At 63.2% G+C, this 17,740-nt stretch carries 10 protein-coding genes; 4 read left to right on the top strand and 6 right to left on the bottom strand.

All coding sequences use genetic code 11. The features are described from left to right. Window positions 1-15 precede the first annotated feature (15 nt). Complete coding sequence (rpoC, locus tag CR492_RS03030) at window positions 16-4,209, top strand: DNA-directed RNA polymerase subunit beta' (RefSeq protein WP_102842185.1); 4,194 nt, start codon at window positions 16-18, stop codon at window positions 4,207-4,209. 216 nt (window positions 4,210-4,425) lie between these two features. Next, window positions 4,426-5,193 carry a L,D-transpeptidase gene (locus CR492_RS03035; protein ID WP_102842186.1) on the top strand — a complete coding sequence of 256 codons (768 nt, stop codon included), beginning with the start codon at window positions 4,426-4,428 and terminating at the stop codon, window positions 5,191-5,193. 48 nt (window positions 5,194-5,241) lie between these two features. On the opposite strand, the gene CR492_RS03040 is transcribed toward CR492_RS03035, so the two are convergent. The 3 genes from CR492_RS03040 to gltB all read right to left on the bottom strand — a co-directional run bounded on the left by CR492_RS03040 (window position 5,242) and on the right by gltB (window position 12,069). Next, on the bottom strand, window positions 5,242-5,790 hold the full coding sequence (locus CR492_RS03040) for a hypothetical protein (protein ID WP_102842187.1): 549 nt from the start codon (window positions 5,788-5,790) through the stop codon (window positions 5,242-5,244). 4 nt (window positions 5,791-5,794) lie between these two features. Next, window positions 5,795-7,213, bottom strand: a complete 1,419-nt coding sequence (locus tag CR492_RS03045; RefSeq protein WP_102842188.1) for a glutamate synthase subunit beta — start codon at window positions 7,211-7,213, stop codon at window positions 5,795-5,797. 158 nt (window positions 7,214-7,371) lie between these two features. Further along, window positions 7,372-12,069 (bottom strand): glutamate synthase large subunit, encoded by a 4,698-nt coding sequence (gltB, locus tag CR492_RS03050; protein WP_432431190.1) that lies wholly within the window; start codon window positions 12,067-12,069, stop codon window positions 7,372-7,374. A gap of 559 nt (window positions 12,070-12,628) precedes the next feature. On the opposite strand from gltB, the gene CR492_RS03055 reads away from it, so the two are divergent. Then, window positions 12,629-13,678: a threonine aldolase family protein gene (locus CR492_RS03055; protein ID WP_102842190.1), complete on the top strand. Its 1,050-nt coding sequence runs from the start codon at window positions 12,629-12,631 to the stop codon at window positions 13,676-13,678. A 73-nt stretch (window positions 13,679-13,751) separates the two neighbouring features. On the opposite strand, the gene CR492_RS03060 is transcribed toward CR492_RS03055, so the two are convergent. After that, entirely contained in the window at window positions 13,752-14,231 is a 480-nt protein-coding gene (locus tag CR492_RS03060) for an Hsp20 family protein (protein WP_102842191.1), read from the bottom strand. A gap of 204 nt (window positions 14,232-14,435) precedes the next feature. On the opposite strand from CR492_RS03060, the gene CR492_RS03065 reads away from it, so the two are divergent. Continuing rightward, window positions 14,436-15,473, top strand: a complete 1,038-nt coding sequence (locus tag CR492_RS03065; protein ID WP_102842192.1) for an alpha/beta fold hydrolase — start codon at window positions 14,436-14,438, stop codon at window positions 15,471-15,473. Window positions 15,474-15,551: 78 nt separating this feature from the next. On the opposite strand, the gene CR492_RS03070 is transcribed toward CR492_RS03065, so the two are convergent. After that, the gene (locus CR492_RS03070) at window positions 15,552-16,169 is read right to left on the bottom strand and encodes a L,D-transpeptidase (protein ID WP_102842193.1); all 618 of its coding nucleotides are present in this window, start codon (window positions 16,167-16,169) and stop codon (window positions 15,552-15,554) included. A 159-nt stretch (window positions 16,170-16,328) separates the two neighbouring features. Further along, the gene (locus tag CR492_RS03075; RefSeq protein WP_102842194.1) at window positions 16,329-17,561 is read right to left on the bottom strand and encodes an SGNH/GDSL hydrolase family protein; all 1,233 of its coding nucleotides are present in this window, start codon (window positions 17,559-17,561) and stop codon (window positions 16,329-16,331) included. Between the last annotated feature and the right edge of the window lie 179 nt (window positions 17,562-17,740).

Consider the following 17,740-nt stretch of genomic DNA (forward strand, 5'->3'; position numbering starts at 1 on the left):
CATCAGGAGATGGCAATGAATCAAGAGGTCATGAATCTCTTCAATCCGGTCGTGCAGCCGCAGGCGTTCGACCAGATTCAGATATCGATCGCCAGTCCGGAAAAGATTCTGTCCTGGTCGTTCGGCGAGATCAAGAAGCCCGAGACGATCAACTACCGCACCTTCAAGCCGGAGCGCGACGGTCTGTTCTGCGCGCGCATTTTTGGTCCGATCAAGGACTATGAGTGCCTGTGCGGCAAGTACAAGCGGATGAAATACAAGGGCGTCATCTGCGAAAAATGCGGCGTTGAGGTCACGCTGTCGCGCGTCCGGCGCGAGCGCATGGGCCATATTTCGCTGGCCGCTCCTGTGGCGCATATCTGGTTCCTGAAATCGCTTCCCTCGCGCATCGGGCTGTTGCTCGACATGACGCTGAAGGATCTCGAGCGCATTCTCTATTTCGAATCCTACATTGTGCTCGACCCCGGCCTGACGCCGCTGAAGGACCGCCAGCTTCTGAACGAGGAGGATCATCTCCGCGCGCAGGACGAATATGGCCAGGATTCCTTCACGGCGATGATCGGCGCCGAGGCGATCCGCGAGATCCTGCGCAACATGGACCTGCCGGCGATCGCCGAGCGGCTCAAGATCGAGATCGCGCAATCGACGACGGAGCTGAAGCCGAAGAAGCTCGCCAAGCGCCTGAAGATCATCGAGGCTTTCATGCATTCCGGCAACAAGCCGGAGTGGATGATCCTGACCGAAGTGCCCGTCATTCCGCCGGACCTGCGCCCGCTGGTTCCGCTCGACGGCGGCCGCTTTGCGACCTCCGATCTCAACGATCTCTACCGCCGCGTCATCAACCGCAACAACCGGTTGAAGCGCCTCATCGAATTGCGCGCGCCGGACATCATCGTGCGCAATGAGAAGCGCATGCTGCAGGAGGCGGTCGACGCGCTGTTCGACAACGGTCGACGCGGCCGCGTCATCACGGGCGCCAACAAGCGTCCGCTGAAGTCGCTGGCCGACATGCTGAAAGGCAAGCAGGGCCGCTTCCGCCAGAATCTGCTCGGCAAGCGCGTCGATTATTCCGGCCGTTCGGTGATCGTCGTCGGTCCGGATCTGAAGCTGCATCAGTGCGGCCTGCCGAAGAAGATGGCGCTCGAACTGTTCAAGCCCTTCATCTATTCGCGCCTTGACGCCAAGGGTCTGTCGGCCACCGTCAAGCAGGCTAAAAAACTGGTCGAGAAGGAAAAGCCGGAAGTCTGGGACATCCTCGATGAGGTGATCCGCGAACATCCGGTGATGCTGAACCGCGCCCCGACCCTGCATCGCCTCGGCATCCAGGCCTTCGAGCCGAAGCTGATCGAGGGCAAGGCGATCCAGCTGCATCCGCTTGTCTGCGCCGCCTTCAACGCGGATTTCGACGGCGATCAGATGGCGGTCCACGTGCCGCTGTCGCTGGAGGCGCAGCTTGAAGCGCGCGTCCTGATGATGTCGACCAACAACATCCTGCATCCGGCCAATGGTCTGCCGATCATTGTGCCGAGCCAGGACATTGTGCTTGGCCTCTATTATGTGTCGCTGATGCGCGATGGCGAGCCCGGGCAGGGCATGGCCTTCTCGAATATCGGCGAAGTGGAGCACGCCATTCACGCCAAGGCCGTCACCCTGCACACCAAGATCAAGGGCAGGGCCTGGACCTATGACGGCGAGGGCAAGCGCCAGGCGAAAATCTTCGACACGACTCCGGGCCGTCTCATCCTTGGCCAGCTGATGCCGAAGCACCCCAAGATTCCATTCGACGTCGTGAACAAGCTCATGACGAAGAAGGAAATCTCGAACATGATCGACGTCGTCTACCGCAACTGCGGTCAGAAGGAGACGGTCATTTTCTGCGACCGCATCATGGCGCTCGGATTCCGCGAGGCGTTCAAGGCCGGCATTTCCTTCGGCAAGGACGACATGGTGGTGCCGGAGACGAAGCCGAAGATCATCGCCGACACCAGCGCGCTCGCCAAGGAATATGAGCAGCAGTACAATGACGGTCTGATCACCCAGGGCGAAAAATACAACAAGGTCGTCGACGCCTGGGCGAAATGCTCGGACAAGCTCGCCGAAGAAATGATGGCGCGCATTTCCGCCGTTCACAAGGACGACGCCGGCCGCGACAAGCCGATCAACTCGATCTACATGATGTCGCATTCGGGAGCGCGCGGTTCGCCGACGCAGATGAAGCAGCTCGCCGCCATGCGTGGCCTGATGGCCAAGCCCTCGGGCGAGATCATCGAGAGCCCGATCATCTCGAACTTCAAGGAAGGCCTCACCGTGCTCGAGTACTTCAACTCGACGCATGGCGCCCGTAAAGGTCTTGCCGACACCGCCTTGAAGACCGCGAACTCAGGCTATCTGACGCGTCGTCTCGTCGACGTCGCGCAGGATTCGATCATCACCATGGTCAATTGCGGCTCGAAGGGCGGCATCCGCATGCGCGCCATTCTTGACGCGGGCCAGGTCGTCGCCTCGCTCGCGATCCGCATTCTCGGCCGCACGACGGCCGAGGACCTGAAGGATCTCGACGGCGAAATCATCGTCGCCGCCGGCGAGATGATCCAGGAATGGCACATCGACCGCATCAACGCCGCCGGCATTCAGGAGGTGAAGATCCGCTCGGTGCTGACCTGCGAGGCCAAAAACGGCGTCTGCGGCACCTGCTACGGCCGCGACCTTGCGCGCGGCACGCCGGTCAACATGGGCGAGGCCGTTGGCGTCATCGCGGCGCAGTCGATCGGCGAGCCCGGCACCCAGCTCACCATGCGCACCTTCCACATCGGCGGCGCGGCGCAGATCGCGGATCAGTCGTTCGTCGAGTCCAATTTCGATGGCGTCATCCGTATTCGCAACCGGCATCTGTCCCGCAACACCGACGGCGATCTCATGGTCATGGCGCGCAACGTCGCCGTGGTCATCGAGGGGCCGGACGGTACCGAGCGGGCGGTTCATCGCGTGCAATATGGCGCGCGCATGAAGGTCGATGAGGGCGATCAGATCCGGCGCGGCCAGCGCATCGCCGAATGGGACCCCTATACGCGGCCGATCCTGACCGAGATCGACGGAATCATCGGCTTCGAGGATCTCGTCGAGGGCGCTTCGATGACCGAGACGATCGACGAAGCGACGGGCATCGCCAAGCGCATGGTCATCGACTGGCGTTTGAACCAGCGCTCGGCGACCTTGAAGCCGGCAATCGTGATCAAAGGCGCGGACGGCAAGATCGGCAAGCTGCTGCGCGGCGGCGAAGCCCGCTATCCGCTGCCGGTCGAATCGATCATCGGCGTCGATCCGGGCGGCTCGGTCCGCGCGGGCGACATCATCGCCCGTATCTCGATGGATTCGGCGAAGACGCGCGACATCACCGGCGGTCTGCCGCGCGTCGCCGAATTGTTCGAGGCGCGGCGCCCGAAAGATCACGCGATCATCGCCGAGGCGTCGGGGACGGTCCAGTTCGGGCGCGACTACAAGAACAAGACCCGCATCTCGATCATCCCGAATGAGGAAGACGCCGAGCCGATCGAATATCTGATCCCGAAAGGCAAGCACATCCATCTTCAGGACGGCGATGTGGTCGAAAAGGGCGATTATATCGTCGACGGCAATCCTGCGCCGCACGACATCCTGGCGATCAAGGGCGTCGAGGAGCTCGCCGCCTATCTCGTCAATGAGATCCAGGAGGTCTATCGCCTGCAGGGCGTCGCCATCAACGACAAGCATATCGAGGTGATCGTCCGGCAGATGCTGCAGAAGGTGGATATCGTCGATCCGGGCGACACCGACTTCCTCGCCAATGAGCAGGTCGATCAGGTCGAACTCGACGCCGCCAACACCAAGGCGCTGGAGGAGGGCGGCAAGCCGGCTACCTCGACGCCGGTCCTGCTCGGCATCACCAAGGCGTCGCTGCAGACGCGCTCCTTCATCTCCGCCGCCTCCTTCCAGGAGACGACGCGCGTCCTGACCGAAGCCGCAGTCAACGGCAAGGCCGATACGCTCGAGGGGTTGAAGGAAAATGTGATCGTCGGACGGCTGATCCCGGCCGGCACCGGCGCGGCCATGGCTAAGCTGAAGCGCGTCGCCTTGATGCGCGACGAGCTGATCCTGGCGCAAAAGAGCGCCAGCGCGGCAGAAACGCCCGTGCCGCTGTTGCCCCCGGCCGAGTCTGTGCCGCAGGAATAGCAAAGCCGCGACGAGGCGACCATCGAGCTGAAAGGAGCATGACTCTCGGGTCATGCTCCTTTTTTATTGCGGCAGGGGGGCCGGCGCCTTGGAGCAAGCTTCGCGATAGTTTGATCGATCAGAGTTTTAAGGGGCTGATGCGCCCTGCGTTTTTGCGTTTTCTTCGCCTCATGCGCGTGCCATTGTGGGCGCTGCAAGGGCAATTCGGGTTCCACCATGCATGCAGCAAGACGCAGCGTCGTAGCTTTGGCCGCACTCCTTCTGATCGCTGCATTTGGCGCGCCGGAGGCCGCGTTTGCGCAATGGCGCAGCTATGGCGGCTATGAGGCCTATCCCTTCTATCCGCCGGCGCCTTTGCCGGCCTATCCCGACTATCCGTTGCCGCCCGGCGCGCGGCCCTATGGCTCGCAACCCGTCGCGCGCGGGGGCGATCCCTATTATGGCGGCTACTATCCCGACGCCGAGCCGCGCGGCGAAGCCTACGAGCCGCATGGCGGCGACCCGAGGAGTTCGGAACTCGCGGTCAACCACAATCAGCGAACCGCCATGGTGGTGCCAAATCCCACCAATGAGCCACCGGGCACGATCGTCATCGACACCCGTTCGCGGCATCTCTATCTAGTGCAGCCGGGCGGCAGGGCGATCCAATATGGCATCGGCGTCGGACGGCAAGGTTTTGAATGGAAGGGGACGGCGCGGATCGGGCGCAAGGCCGAATGGCCGCGCTGGATTCCGCCGAAGGAAATGCTGGCGCGGCGCCCTGATCTGCCGGAGTCGATGGAGGGCGGGCTTGAAAATCCGCTCGGCGCGCGCGCGCTCTATCTCTATCAAGGCAACAAGGACACGCTGTTTCGCATCCACGGCACCAATGAGCCGAATACGATAGGGCAGGCGGTGTCGTCCGGCTGCATCCGCATGATGAACGCCGATGTCATGGATCTTTACGAGCGGGTTGGCGTCGGCGTGCGGGTGGTTGTGTTGTAGGCATGGTGAGTTGCCCGAGCAGCTGTCGACACAGAGATGCGTCGCATCTTAATGAGTGTCGAACTCATCCAGCAGTAAATCGTATTCAAGGTGCGCGTAGAGTTCGAGAAAGTACTGCCGCATCGGATCAGTCACTTCAATGAAACGCACTTCCATGCGTTTTATCAGCTCGATTTGTTCAAGAAACACAGTCAAAAAAGCGTCGTCGCGAAATAAAGCTGCCGCTCCGCCTGCGGGTCTATATGTCGCGACCTTGCCGAGTATTTTTCGCGTTCGCTTCATCGCGAAGGAAGCCGAGTGGCGGCTCTTGGCAACATGGCCGCGCAGACGGGCCTCCAAATTCCGGGTGCGGCCTACATGAACTGCACGTCCATTTTCATCAAACGCGTACATGCCTGATTTTGCTTTTTGAGAAACGCCTTTCGCTAAAATTGCCTCTGGGGAAGCAAGCCGCCTAAACAAATCCGGGATTTCCTGCGCTGCCTTAAAGAAGCGGTCGTTCAAAACCGCGCTTTCCGCATTGTCGGACATAGGCATCGAACTCAAGGCGATTGATTGGGCGACGGGCGCGCCCGCGGTTGCCGCGCTCGTCGCCATAGTTCTACCGCGGCAGCACACTCGCGCCCATCAGGAACATATCGACCGATTGCGCCGCCTGGCGCCCTTCGCGAATGGCCCAGACCACCAGCGACTGGCCGCGGCGCATGTCGCCGCAGGCGAACACCTTGTCGAGCGAGGTTTTGTAGCTCGTCTGATCGGCCGCGACATTGCCGCGCGGATCGAGGCTGACGCCGAGCGCCGCCAGCATGCCTTCTTGCACGGGCGAGACGAAGCCCATGGCCAGCAGCACGAGGTCGGCCCTTATGTCGAACTCGCTACCGGGAATTTCCTTCAGTTTTTCATCGACATGGACGCAGACGATCTTCTTGACGACGCCGTCCTCGCCATGGATCGCTTTGGTCAGAACCGAGAATTCGCGTTTAGCCCCTTCTTCCTGAGAGGAGGAGGTCCGCAATTTCAGCGGCCAGTTCGGCCAGGTCAGGAGCTTATTCTCTTTTTCCGGCGGGATCGGCATGATCTCAAGCTGGGTGACGGACAGCGCCCCCTGCCGGATCGACGTGCCGATGCAGTCGGAGCCGGTGTCGCCGCCGCCGATGACAATGACATGTTTCGCCGCGGCAAGAATCGGCTCGTTGCTCTGGACAGGCTCGCGGCTGACGCGGCGGTTCTGCTGTGGCAGAAACTCCATCGCGAAATGGACGCCGGAGAGGTCGCGGCCGGGGACCGGCAGATCTCGCGGCTTCTCGGCGCCGCCGGCGAGCACCACGGCGTCATAATCATTGACGAGCGTCGCCGCCCCGATGTCGATCCCGACATTGACGTTGACATGGAACTCGACGCCCTCGGCCTGCATCTGATCGACGCGGCGGTCGATGATATGTTTCTCCATCTTGAAGTCGGGGATGCCGTAGCGCAACAATCCGCCGGGCTTACCGTTCTTCTCGAAGACATGCACTTCATGGCCGACGCGGGCGAGCTGCTGCGCGCAGGCAAGACCGGCCGGCCCGGAGCCGACGACGGCGATCTTCTTGCCGGTCTTCTTCGTCGCTATTTCGGGCGGCAGCCAGCCGTTCACCCACGCCCGATCGACGATCGCGCATTCGATTGTCTTGATCGTTACAGGCTGGTCGTTGAGGTTCAGCGTGCAGGATCCTTCGCACGGGGCGGGACACACTCTGCCGGTGAATTCGGGGAAATTATTGGTCGAATGGAGATTGCGGGAGGCCTCCTCCCAGTCCGAATGAAAGACGAGATCGTTCCAGTCGGGGATCTGATTGTTGACGGGGCATCCGGTGTGGCAATAGGGGATGCCGCAATTCATGCAGCGGGCCGCTTGATCCTTGGTCGCCTCTTCCGACAACGGAATGACGAACTCCTTATAATGGCGAATCCGGTCGGACGCGGGCGCATAGCGCCGGTCCCGCCGGTCAATCTCCAAGAACCCTGTCACCTTGCCCATAAAAGCCCCTTCGACGGCGTTTCCCGTCCGCAACTCGCCCTGGTCACGTTCTGGCGCGTTCTCTGCCGCAAGGCCTCGAATGCGCGCCGATCAACAAGCAGGATCCGCGCCTCTGGCGAGCCGGCGTCCCGGCTTGACAGAGGCGCGGCCCGCTCCCCTTACATTCCGACCGCCGCCATCAAGGTGCGGCCCTGATCCAGCTTCATCTCTTCGATGGCGCGGCGATATTCGACCGGCATCACCTTGCGGAATTTGTGCCGGTATTCGTCCCAATTCTCAAGGATCAGCTCCGCCCGCGCCGAGCCTGTGTATTCGGCGTGATTTGAGATCAGCTGATGCAGGCGCTCTGCGTCGAAGCGGGTCATATCGCCCATCACATCGACGAGCCCGTGCGAGTCGAGATCGCCGCCCTGATGATAGCTGTCCTGCATCGCCTGTTCTTCTTCCTCGAGCGGCTGCAACTCGACCATCGCCATATTGCAGCGCTGCGCGAAATTTCCCGCCTCGTCGAGCACATAGGCGATGCCGCCAGACATGCCGGCGGCGAAGTTGCGCCCCGTCGAGCCGATGACGACGACGATCCCGCCCGTCATATATTCGCAGCCGTGATCGCCGACGCCCTCGACCACCGCGACCGCGCCGGAATTGCGCACGGCGAAACGTTCTCCGGCGACGCCGGAGAAATAACACTCGCCGGCAATGGCGCCATAGAGCGCGGTGTTGCCGACGATGATCGCCTCGTCCGCAAGGACGCGCGATGTGGCGGGAGGCCGGATGATGATCTTGCCGCCGGAGAGTCCCTTGCCGACATAGTCATTGGCCTGCCCATCGAGCTGCAGCCTCACGCCGGCGGCGAGCCAGGCGCCAAAACTCTGGCCGGCGGTGCCCGCAGCGAAAATGCTGATCGTATCCGCCGGCAGGCCGACATGCCCGTAGCGTTTGGCGATCTCGCCGGACAACATGCTCCCGGTCGCGCGATCGGTGTTGTGGATCGGCGTTTCGATCGTCACCTTGGTCCGCGCTTCAAGCGCGGGCATTGCCTGCGCAATCAGCTTGCGGTCGAGCACCTTGTCGAGCCCATGGTTCTGGGTCGTCGAGCGGTGGATTGTCTCGCCGGGCCCAGGCTCGGGCTTATGGAACAGTTTGGTGAAGTCGAGCCCTTGCGCCTTCCAATGTGTGATCGCCTTTTGCTTGTCGAGCATCTGCATCTGCCCGACCATTTCGTCGACGGTGCGATAGCCCATCTGCGCCATCAGACCGCGCACTTCCTCCGCAATGAAGAAGAAGAAGTTGATGACATGTTCAGGCAGGCCGACGAAGCGCTTGCGCAGCACCGGGTCCTGCGTCGCGACGCCGACGGGGCAGGTGTTCAGGTGACATTTGCGCATCATGATGCAGCCCGCCGCGACGAGCGGCGCGGTGGCGAAGCCGAATTCGTCGGCGCCGAGCAGCGCTCCGACGATGACGTCGCGCCCGGTGCGCAAGCCGCCGTCGACCTGCACCGCGATGCGCGTGCGCAGGCGATTGAGGACAAGCGTCTGTTGCGTCTCGGCGAGCCCGATTTCCCATGGGCTGCCGGCATGTTTGATGGAGGTCAGCGGCGAAGCGCCGGTGCCGCCCTCATAGCCCGATATGGTGACGTGATCCGCGCGCGCCTTGGACACGCCGGCCGCAACCGTGCCGACGCCGATCTCGGAGACGAGTTTTACGGAGATCATCGCCGCCGGATTGACGTTTTTAAGATCGGTGATGAGCTGCGCCAGATCCTCGATTGAATAGATGTCATGATGCGGCGGCGGCGAAATCAGGCCGACCCCTTGCGTCGAATGACGCACCTTGGCGATCACGGCGTCGACCTTATGGCCGGGTAGCTGGCCGCCTTCGCCGGGTTTTGCGCCCTGCGCCATCTTGATCTGGATCATGTCGGCGTTCATGAGATATTCGGCAGTGACGCCGAACCGTCCCGAGGCGACCTGCTTGATTGCCGAGCGCATCGAATCGCCGTTGGGGAGTGGCTTGTAGCGATCCGATTCCTCGCCGCCTTCGCCGGTGTTCGATTTGCCGCCAATCCGGTTCATGGCGATCGCGAGCGTCGTATGCGCCTCGCGCGAAATCGAGCCATAGGACATGGCGCCCGTCGAGAAGCGCCGGACGATCGTCGCCGCCGATTCAACTTCCTCGATCGGAACCGGCGTACGGCCGTCCTCTTCGGCGGTCTTGATGCGGAACAGCGACCGGATCGTCAACGGATTGGCGGTTTCCTCGTTGAGCAGCGCGGCATAGGCCTTGTAGGCGTCCGAATTGTTGCCGCGCACGGCGTGTTGCAGCAGTGTCACCGATTGCGGCGTCCAGGAATGCGCCTCGCCGCGGATGCGGAAGGCGTAATCGCCGCCGACGCCGAGCGCGTTGCGGTAGACCGGCGAATCGCCGAAGGCGTCCTTGTGGCGGCGCTCCGTTTCCTGCGCGATCTCCTTGAGGCCGACGCCGCCGATGTGGGTCGCGGTGCCGGTGAAATATTTCGCGACGAAATCGTCGGCGAGGCCCACGGCGTCGAAGATCTGCGCGCCGCAATAGGATTGATAGGTCGAAATGCCCATCTTCGACATGACCTTGAGAAGACCCTTGTCGACCGATTTGATGAAGCGCTTGCACGCTTCATAGCCGTCGACCTCCTCCGGAAACTCGTCGGCCATCGCGGCCAGGGTTTCGAAGGCGAGATAGGGGTTGATCGCTTCGGCGCCATAGCCGGCGAGCAGCGCGAAATGGTGCACCTCGCGCGCCTCGCCGGTCTCGACGACAAGACCGACCGAGGTCCGCAGCCCCTTGCGGATCAGATGATGATGGACGGCGGCGGTGGCGAGCAGCGCCGGAATCGGGATGCGGTCCGGGCCGGCGAGGCGATCCGAGAGGATGATGATGTTGAAGCCGCCCTTCACCGCCTGGTCAGCGCGGTCGCAAAGGCGCGCGATCGCCTCGCCCATGCCCTCGGCGCCGGCGTCCGCCTTATAGGTGATGTCGAGCGTCTTGGTGTCGAAGGTTTCCTCGAAATGGCCGATGGAACGAATCTTTTCGAGATCGCTGTTGGTCAGGATCGGCTGCCGAACCTCGAGCCGCTTCAGCTTCGAGCTGCCGTCATGGTCGAGGATATTCGGCCGCGGACCGATAAAGGACACAAGGCTCATGACCAGCTCTTCGCGGATCGGGTCGATCGGCGGGTTGGTCACCTGCGCGAAATTCTGCTTGAAATAGGTGTAGAGCGGCTTCGAGGCCGAGGACAGCGCCGAGATCGGCGTGTCGGTTCCCATCGACCCGATCGCTTCCTGGCCGGTCACAGCCATTGGCTCCATCAGGATCGCGAGATCCTCCTGCGTGTAGCCGAACGCCTGCTGCCGGTCGAGCAGCGACACGTCGGTGCGGGTCGAGCGCGGCTCGACATGCGGCAGGTCCTCAAGGAAGATCTGCGTGTTCTTGAGCCACTCCGCATAGGGGTGCGAGGTCGCGAGCGCGGTCTTCATCTCGTCGTCCGAGACGATGCGGCCCTGTTCGAGATCGACCAGAAGCATCTTGCCTGGCTGCAGGCGCCATTTGGCGATGATGCGCTCATCCGGAATCGGCAGCACGCCGACCTCGGAGGCGAGCACGACAAGGCCGTCGTCGGTGACGATATAGCGCGCCGGACGCAGGCCGTTGCGATCGAGCGTCGCGCCGATCTGGCGCCCGTCGGTAAAGGCCATCGCCGCCGGGCCGTCCCATGGCTCCATCATGGCGGCGTGATATTCATAGAAGGTGCGCCGCGCATCATTCATCAGCGGATTGCCGGTCCAGGCCTCCGGGATCAGCATCATCATCGCATGGGCGAGCGAGTAGCCGCCCTGCACCAGAAATTCGAGCGCATTGTCGAAACAGGCCGTGTCCGACTGGCCCTCATAGGAGATCGGCCAGAGCTTCGAAATATCGGCGCCGAACAAATCCGAGGCGACCGAGGCCTGCCGCGCCGCCATCCAGTTGACGTTGCCGCGCAGCGTGTTGATCTCGCCATTATGGGCGACCATGCGGAACGGGTGGGTCAGCGACCAGGTCGGGAAAGTGTTGGTCGAGAAGCGCTGATGCACAAGGGCGAGGGCCGACACGAAATTCGGGTCGGTCAGGTCCTTGTAATAGGGGCCGAGTGCGCCGGCGAGCAGCAGTGCCTTGTACACCACTGTCCGGGAGGAGAGCGAAACCGGATAAAAACCCTCGACGCGCGGGTCGCCGAGGTCATGCACGGTGTTCGAGATGACCTTGCGCAAAAGGAACAGCCGCCGCTCGAACTCGGTCTGGTCGGCGGCGTTGGCGCCGCGCTTGATGAAGATCTGGCGGCTGAACGGTTCGGTCGGCTTGACGCTCTCGCCAAGGTTTGACGGATCGACCGGCGTGTCGCGCCAGCCGAGAAAAATCTGACCCTCGTCGGCGACGACCTTCTCGACGATGCCCTCGACGATTTTACGGCCGTCGGGATCGCGCGGCAGGAACAGCGCGCCGACGGCATATTCACCCGGCTCCGGCAGCTCGAAGCCGAGTTCGCGCGCCTTGGCGGCGAAGAAATCATGCGGGATCTGAACCAGCATGCCGCAGCCGTCGCCCGCCTTGGGATCGGCTCCGACAGCGCCGCGATGATCGATATTGAGCAGGATCTGAAGACCCATCTCGACGATCTCATGCGACTTCTTGTTGTGCATATTGGCGACGAAGCCGACGCCGCAGGCGTCATGCTCCCGGTCGGGCGAATAGAGTCCCTGCGCCTTGGGCAGGCCGGGATCGCGGATGGCGCGGGAGAGGGGTTCGCGGGGAGCCGCTGGCTGCGTCGGATCAGTCATCATCTAAACCCTCTTTACGGAATTTTGTGCGCAGCGTCGGAATGAAGCGGCCGGGCGACAAAGAGCGGCTTGCCAACGCAAAGCTTTATGCCCGATTCCTCCCGCCCGCCTCGATCTTTGTCGCGCGGGCGCCTGCGTCTGTCGCGCCGTCGTGACGATTAGTCCATTTTGGCTCGAAACCGAGCGCCTTCAAGAAAATCTTCCACGGCAAGACGTCCTTGCAAGGCGAGGCGTCCTTGTAAGGAAGGGCGCGACGGACGCATCCGAGCCCTTTCGGACGCGAGGTCCCGCAAGAAGCGACGCAGCGCAGTTCGCGGAAAACACGTCAGCATCACTGTCCTATCCGCGGCAGAAAATATGTCATTTGTTTTGCCTTAACAAGAGGCATTCTCAACGATAAGCCTTGGCTGAGACGGGATTTAGAGGTCTTTATCCTCGTCGAGCCGCCGGAGCCTCCCGGCCCGGTCTGTTTAGAAGCATTGCAAGTTGTGCGCCATGGCAAGCTTACGCTTGGGCTTTGCGCGCCGGGCGTCGCCGCCCGCGACAGGACGCAGGAATAATGGATTTTACGAGCGACAATACTTCCGGCGTCAGCGAAAAAATGATGGAGGCGATCCTCAAGGCGAACGCTGGATCGTCCGCGGCCTATGGCGCCGATCCCTTCACTGCGAGAGCCACCGCCCTCTTGAGCGAGATCTTTGAAAAGGAGCTCGCAGTCTTTCTTGTCGCGACCGGTACGGCGGCCAATGCTCTTGCGCTTGGCGCCCTTTGCCCGCCCTGGGGCGCCGTCTTCTGCCATGCGCGCGCCCATATCGTCGACGATGAATGCGGCGCCCCCGAGATGTTCACCGCCGGAGCAAAGCTCGTCGGCGTAGCCGGCGAGGCCGGCCGGATCGCGCCCCCCGCCTTGCGCGAGGCCCTTGCCGCCTTTCCCCGCGGCGCCGTGAAGCAGGTTCAGCCGGCGGCGCTGTCGCTGTCGCAGGCGACGGAAGCCGGCGCGGTCTATGACCTTGCGCAACTCGCCGAGCTCTGCGGCATCGCCCGTGACGCCGGCCTCGGCGTCCATATGGATGGCGCGCGCTTCGCCAACGCTCTCGTCGAACTTGGTTGCTCGCCGGCCGACATGAGCTGGAAAGCCGGGATCGACATTCTGTCTTTCGGCGCGACCAAGAACGGCGCCCTGGCCTGCGAAGCGATTATCGTCTTCGATCCGGCCAAGGCGGCGAGCCTTCCCTTCCAGCGCAAGCGCGGCGGGCACCTCTTGAGCAAGGGCCGTTTTCTGGGCGCGCAGATGGCGGCCTATCTCGAAAACGGCCATTGGCTCGACAATGCGCGCCTCGCCAACGCCCATGCGGCGCGGCTCGCCGCGGGCCTTGCCGAGGCCCCCGGCGTTCGCTTGCCCTGGCCGCGGCAGGCGAATGAGGTTTTTGCGCTCCTGCCCGAGCGGGCCGACGCTGCGCTGCGGGCGGCAGGCGCGCGCTATTATGATTGGTCGGATCGGGACTTCGGCGAAATGCGCCGCGACGGCGAAATTTTCGTGCGGCTGGTCACGTCTTTTGCGACGCAAGCGGCGGACATCGACGCGTTCATCGCTCTGGCGCGCGGTTGACCTTTCGTCGGGCGCGAAAAAGGCGCCTCGATTGAGGCGCCTTCGGGCGGACATATTCGCGTCCGGTGAAAAATTAGGCGGCTTTTTGCGGCGATACGACCTGCGGCTGAGCACTCGCGCCTTCGGCCTCGATCGGGATCTGGCGCGGTTTGCGGGCCTCTGGAATTTCCCGCACGAGATCGATATGAAGCAGCCCGTTTTCGAGGCTGGCTTTGGTCACGTGAACATGTTCGGCCAGCTGGAAACGGCGCTCGAAAGAGCGTGAGGCGATGCCGCGGTAGAGGACTTCGGGCGCAGGCGCGTCCTCGCCGGTCTGCGCAACGCGCGAGCCGCGCACGCTCAGGGTGTTTTCACGCGTTTCGACGGAAAGATCCTTTTCGGCGAAGCCAGCGACTGCGATCGAGATTCGGTAGGAATCCTCGCCCGTCCTCTCGATATCGTAAGGCGGGTAGCTCGGCGCGGACTCATAGCCCGCGGCCTGATCGAGCATGTTGAACAGCCGGTCAAATCCGACGGTTGACCGATAAAGCGGAGAGAGATCGAATTGACGCATTGCATATCCTCCTGAAATGAAGCGACACGTTGTCTGGAGCAGGATTGTTTGGCGAAGTGCTTTGCGCCTCTCGAACCCGGCTCGCGCGTCCTCAAGCGGCCCGCGCAAAGATGATGTAGGCAGTGGCCATCGGGTCGCAAGAGGGTCGCTATCGGGCACGTGGCAAAAATTTGCGCTGATTTATCCATCTCGACGAGGGACGCCATGACGGATCGAAGCGTCGGCGACGCCGGCAGGGACAAGGGCGCTGCAGATGCGGTTGAGGGCGGCGCGGGCGCGGGCCTCTGTCCGCCGGGCGCGATCGTGACGCGGATCCGGACAGCGGACAGGGCCGCGCTGCGGGTCGCGCGCTGGAGCTGCGGCGACGTTTGCGCCGGCACGGTCGTCGTGCTGCCCGGCCGGGCCGAGTTCATCGAAAAATACTATGAGGTCGCCGCCGAGTTGCTGGCGCGCAATTTCGACGTCGTCGTAATGGACTGGCGGGGGCAGGGCGGCTCGTCGCGTCAGGCCGGAAATCCGGTCAAGGGCCATATCGGCAACTTTGGGGCCTATCAGCGCGATCTCGACGCCTTGCGCGCCGAAATATTGGAGCCCTACGGGCGGCTGCCGTTTTTTGCGCTCGGCCATTCCATGGCGGGGGCGATTTTGCTTGAACAGGCGCATGCCGGCCGGTCGTTTTTCGAGCGGATCGCGCTCACCGCGCCGATGATCGATCTGCCGAAGCTGCGTTATGCGCGACCCGTGCGCGGCCTCACGCGCGGTCTTTGCCTGACGGGCTTTTCCCGCGTTTTCGCGCCGGGCGCCGGCGGCGCGACGCCCTATCTGACGCGGCCCTTTGCGGGAAATGTGCTGACGTCGGATCCCGTCCGCTATGCGCGCATGGCAGCCTATATCGCAGCCAGCCCCGAGCTCGCCATCGGCGGACCGACGATCGGCTGGGCCAGCGCCGCCTTTCGACAAATGAGGCGCTTCGAGGACGGCGAATATCCACGCCGGATCCTGACGCCGACGCTGATCGTCGCTGCGGGCGCCGATGCGGTCGTCGATACGCCGGCGATCGAAGCCTTTGCCAGCAGGCTGAAGGCCGGCCGCTGCATCACGCTGCGCCGCGCTCGCCATGAAATTCTGATCGAGCGGGACCCTGTCCGCGCGCAGTTCTGGGCCGCCTTCGACGCCTTCATCCCCGGATCGCTGAAGGGAACGGACCCTTTCGCGACAAGCCTCTCGGCGCCCCTGAGCTGAACCAGGTCCTGAGTTGCGATGCCCCAAAAAAACAGCGGCCCTTCGGCCGCTGCGCGTAAACAAGTTTTCGCGCTCTGCTCAGAGCACGTTGACGACCGCGCCGACCTTGACCCGCTCATAGAGGTCGACGATGTCCTCGTTGAGGAGACGGATGCAGCCCGACGATACGGCCTGACCGATGGTGTCGGGCTCGTTGGTGCCGTGGATGCGGAACATCGTGTCGCCGCTCTTATTGTAAAGATACATGGCGCGGGCGCCGAGCGGATTTTCGACGCCGCCGATCATCGTCTTCGGCAGATCGGGGCGGCGTTTCAGCATTGCCGCCGGCGGCGTCCAGGTCGGCCACTGCGCGCGGCGTCCGACATAGGCGCGGCCCTGCCACTCAAAACCCTCGCGGCCGACGCCGACGTCATAGCGCATCGCCTGACCGCCCTCGAGCGAGAGATAAAGATAGCGGTTCTTGGTGTCGACGGTGATGGTTCCGGGTTTTTCCTCGGTCGGGTCGGGCACCAGCGTGTGGGTCGGCTGAGCGGCGCGATTGAGTTCCGTCGAAAGGCTCGCTGTCTGCGTCGGCGGGCTAGCCGGAGCGGCCCCGCGCACGACGCCGGACGATCCGCCGTCAAAGGCCTGCGCCGTCGTGGAGGCGAGCAAAGCCGCGGCGGAAACAGCGAAAATAAGCCCTTTCATCGAAATCATTCTGGAACCCCCGGTCAAATGCACGAAATGCGGCATAGCTGAAGTCCTAACGCTACAGCTGTGCGTTTTGTTCCAGATCAACTGCAAAGATTTCGCATGTCGGCCGCATTTGCGCCAAGCGATCGCCGCGATCCGGGCGGGCGCGAACGTCTTCGCGCGCTAATTTCGCGGCCAGCTAAAATCGTCGGCCCGGCCGGGCTGCGGTTCGCTCTGTCGCAGACTCTGACGCGGCAGCCCCTTTGCGACCGGCGTGCGCGAGGCGAGTTCGCCGCCGGGCGCCCGAACGGCGCCGGTCAGGGGCAGCACGGGCCCGGCGATCGGCTTTGGCGCAGGCGGCGGCGCCTCGCTCTCGCCCGCGCCGGGCTGGGTTTCTTCGGCGGGCAGGTTTGCTTCCGCCGGCGCCGAAATCGCCGGACTCTCGGGATTTTGCTGCTGGATCGTCTCGTCGAGATTGCGGCGGATGTCGGGTTCGATGAAATGCGCCAGCTTGCGCGCGCCGGCCTTGGTGAAATGGACCCCGTCCGCGGCGCGCAGCTTGACGATCTCGCCATTGACGTCCGGTCCGGTCGCGCTGAAGGCGCCGCCCTCCGTGGCAAAAGCCTCCCAAAGGTCGACATATTTCGCGCCGCCCTTGCCGGCGTATTCGCGGTAAAGGTCGTTGAAGGCGGAGGCGTCGGCGGAGAACCGTTCGCTTTTCATGACCGGGAGGCCGGCCCAGATCAGTGGGATTTTCTTGTCGCGGAACATCGCGGCGATGGCCTCGATGCGACGGCCATAGGCTTCGTTCCATTGCGGCGTGCGCGGCTCCAATACGCCCCCTTGAGCATCGCGCAGGGGCTGGCGGTCGTTGCTGCCGATCATGATGACGGCGACATTGATCTTTTCGCCGCTGGCCAGCAGATCCTCGACCGCCTTGGTCCAATCGTAAAAATCATCGCGGACGAGGCCGCTGCTTTCCTTGCCCTTGCGCAGGATCGCGACGTCGGGGCGGTCGGCGAAGGCCTCGGTCAGCCCCTGGCCAAGCATCTGGCCGAGGCTGTCGCCGAGAACGGCGACGAAATAGGAGGGCGGGACCGCCGGCTCCTTCGGCTTTTCGACGGTTTCAACCTGCTTGCCACGTTTTTCATCGGAGCGGACAGCGCGTTTGGCTCGCGGAGCGTCATAGTCCCGCGCCCGCCGATGGATCTCGGGCCTGCGCTTCAGCTGGCCCGGCTGCGGCGCCGGCTGAAACAGATTGGTGAACCAGCTGAACGGATTTTCCTGGGCGGCGGCTGGCGCCGTGACGGACGCCAGCGTTAGAGCGGCGAGGCCGAGCATGAGGAAAAGCGACGCGAGCCGGCCGAAGCGGCCAGGCGAAAAGGCGCGGGGGCGAAGAGCCGAAATCGTCGTCATTCGCCCATTATAGACCGCGACGGCGCGCGGCGCACCCCGCAAGCGCGCCAGATCACAAAGCAGCGCGTGCGGCTTTCACAAGCGGGAATCCCCGCCCATATGCTTGGGCGTCCGGCCTTGGCGCCGGCCCCGGGCGAGCCAAGCAAAAGCGGCCGCATGGGATGAGCTTCAACAGGGAG

It is taken from the genome of Methylocella silvestris, from assembly GCF_002891535.1.
GTDB lineage: Bacteria > Pseudomonadota > Alphaproteobacteria > Rhizobiales > Beijerinckiaceae > Methylocapsa > Methylocapsa silvestris_A.

Excerpts from the sequence above, each read along its gene's own strand:
- CR492_RS03070 (WP_102842193.1), bottom strand. The coding sequence starts at position 16,169 with ATGATTTCGATGAAAGGGCTTATTTTCGCTGTTTCCGCCGCGGCTTTG.
- CR492_RS03060 (WP_102842191.1), bottom strand. The coding sequence starts at position 14,231 with ATGCGTCAATTCGATCTCTCTCCGCTTTATCGGTCAACCGTCGGATTT.
- CR492_RS03040 (WP_102842187.1), bottom strand. The coding sequence starts at position 5,790 with ATGGCGACGAGCGCGGCAACCGCGGGCGCGCCCGTCGCCCAATCAATC.
- CR492_RS03035 (WP_102842186.1), top strand. The coding sequence starts at position 4,426 with ATGCATGCAGCAAGACGCAGCGTCGTAGCTTTGGCCGCACTCCTTCTG.
- CR492_RS03065 (WP_102842192.1), top strand. The coding sequence starts at position 14,436 with ATGACGGATCGAAGCGTCGGCGACGCCGGCAGGGACAAGGGCGCTGCA.
- gltB (WP_432431190.1), bottom strand. The coding sequence starts at position 12,069 with ATGACTGATCCGACGCAGCCAGCGGCTCCCCGCGAACCCCTCTCCCGC.
- CR492_RS03045 (WP_102842188.1), bottom strand. The coding sequence starts at position 7,213 with ATGGGCAAGGTGACAGGGTTCTTGGAGATTGACCGGCGGGACCGGCGC.
- CR492_RS03075 (WP_102842194.1), bottom strand. The coding sequence starts at position 17,561 with ATGACGACGATTTCGGCTCTTCGCCCCCGCGCCTTTTCGCCTGGCCGC.
- CR492_RS03055 (WP_102842190.1), top strand. The coding sequence starts at position 12,629 with ATGGATTTTACGAGCGACAATACTTCCGGCGTCAGCGAAAAAATGATG.
- rpoC (WP_102842185.1), top strand. The coding sequence starts at position 16 with ATGAATCAAGAGGTCATGAATCTCTTCAATCCGGTCGTGCAGCCGCAG.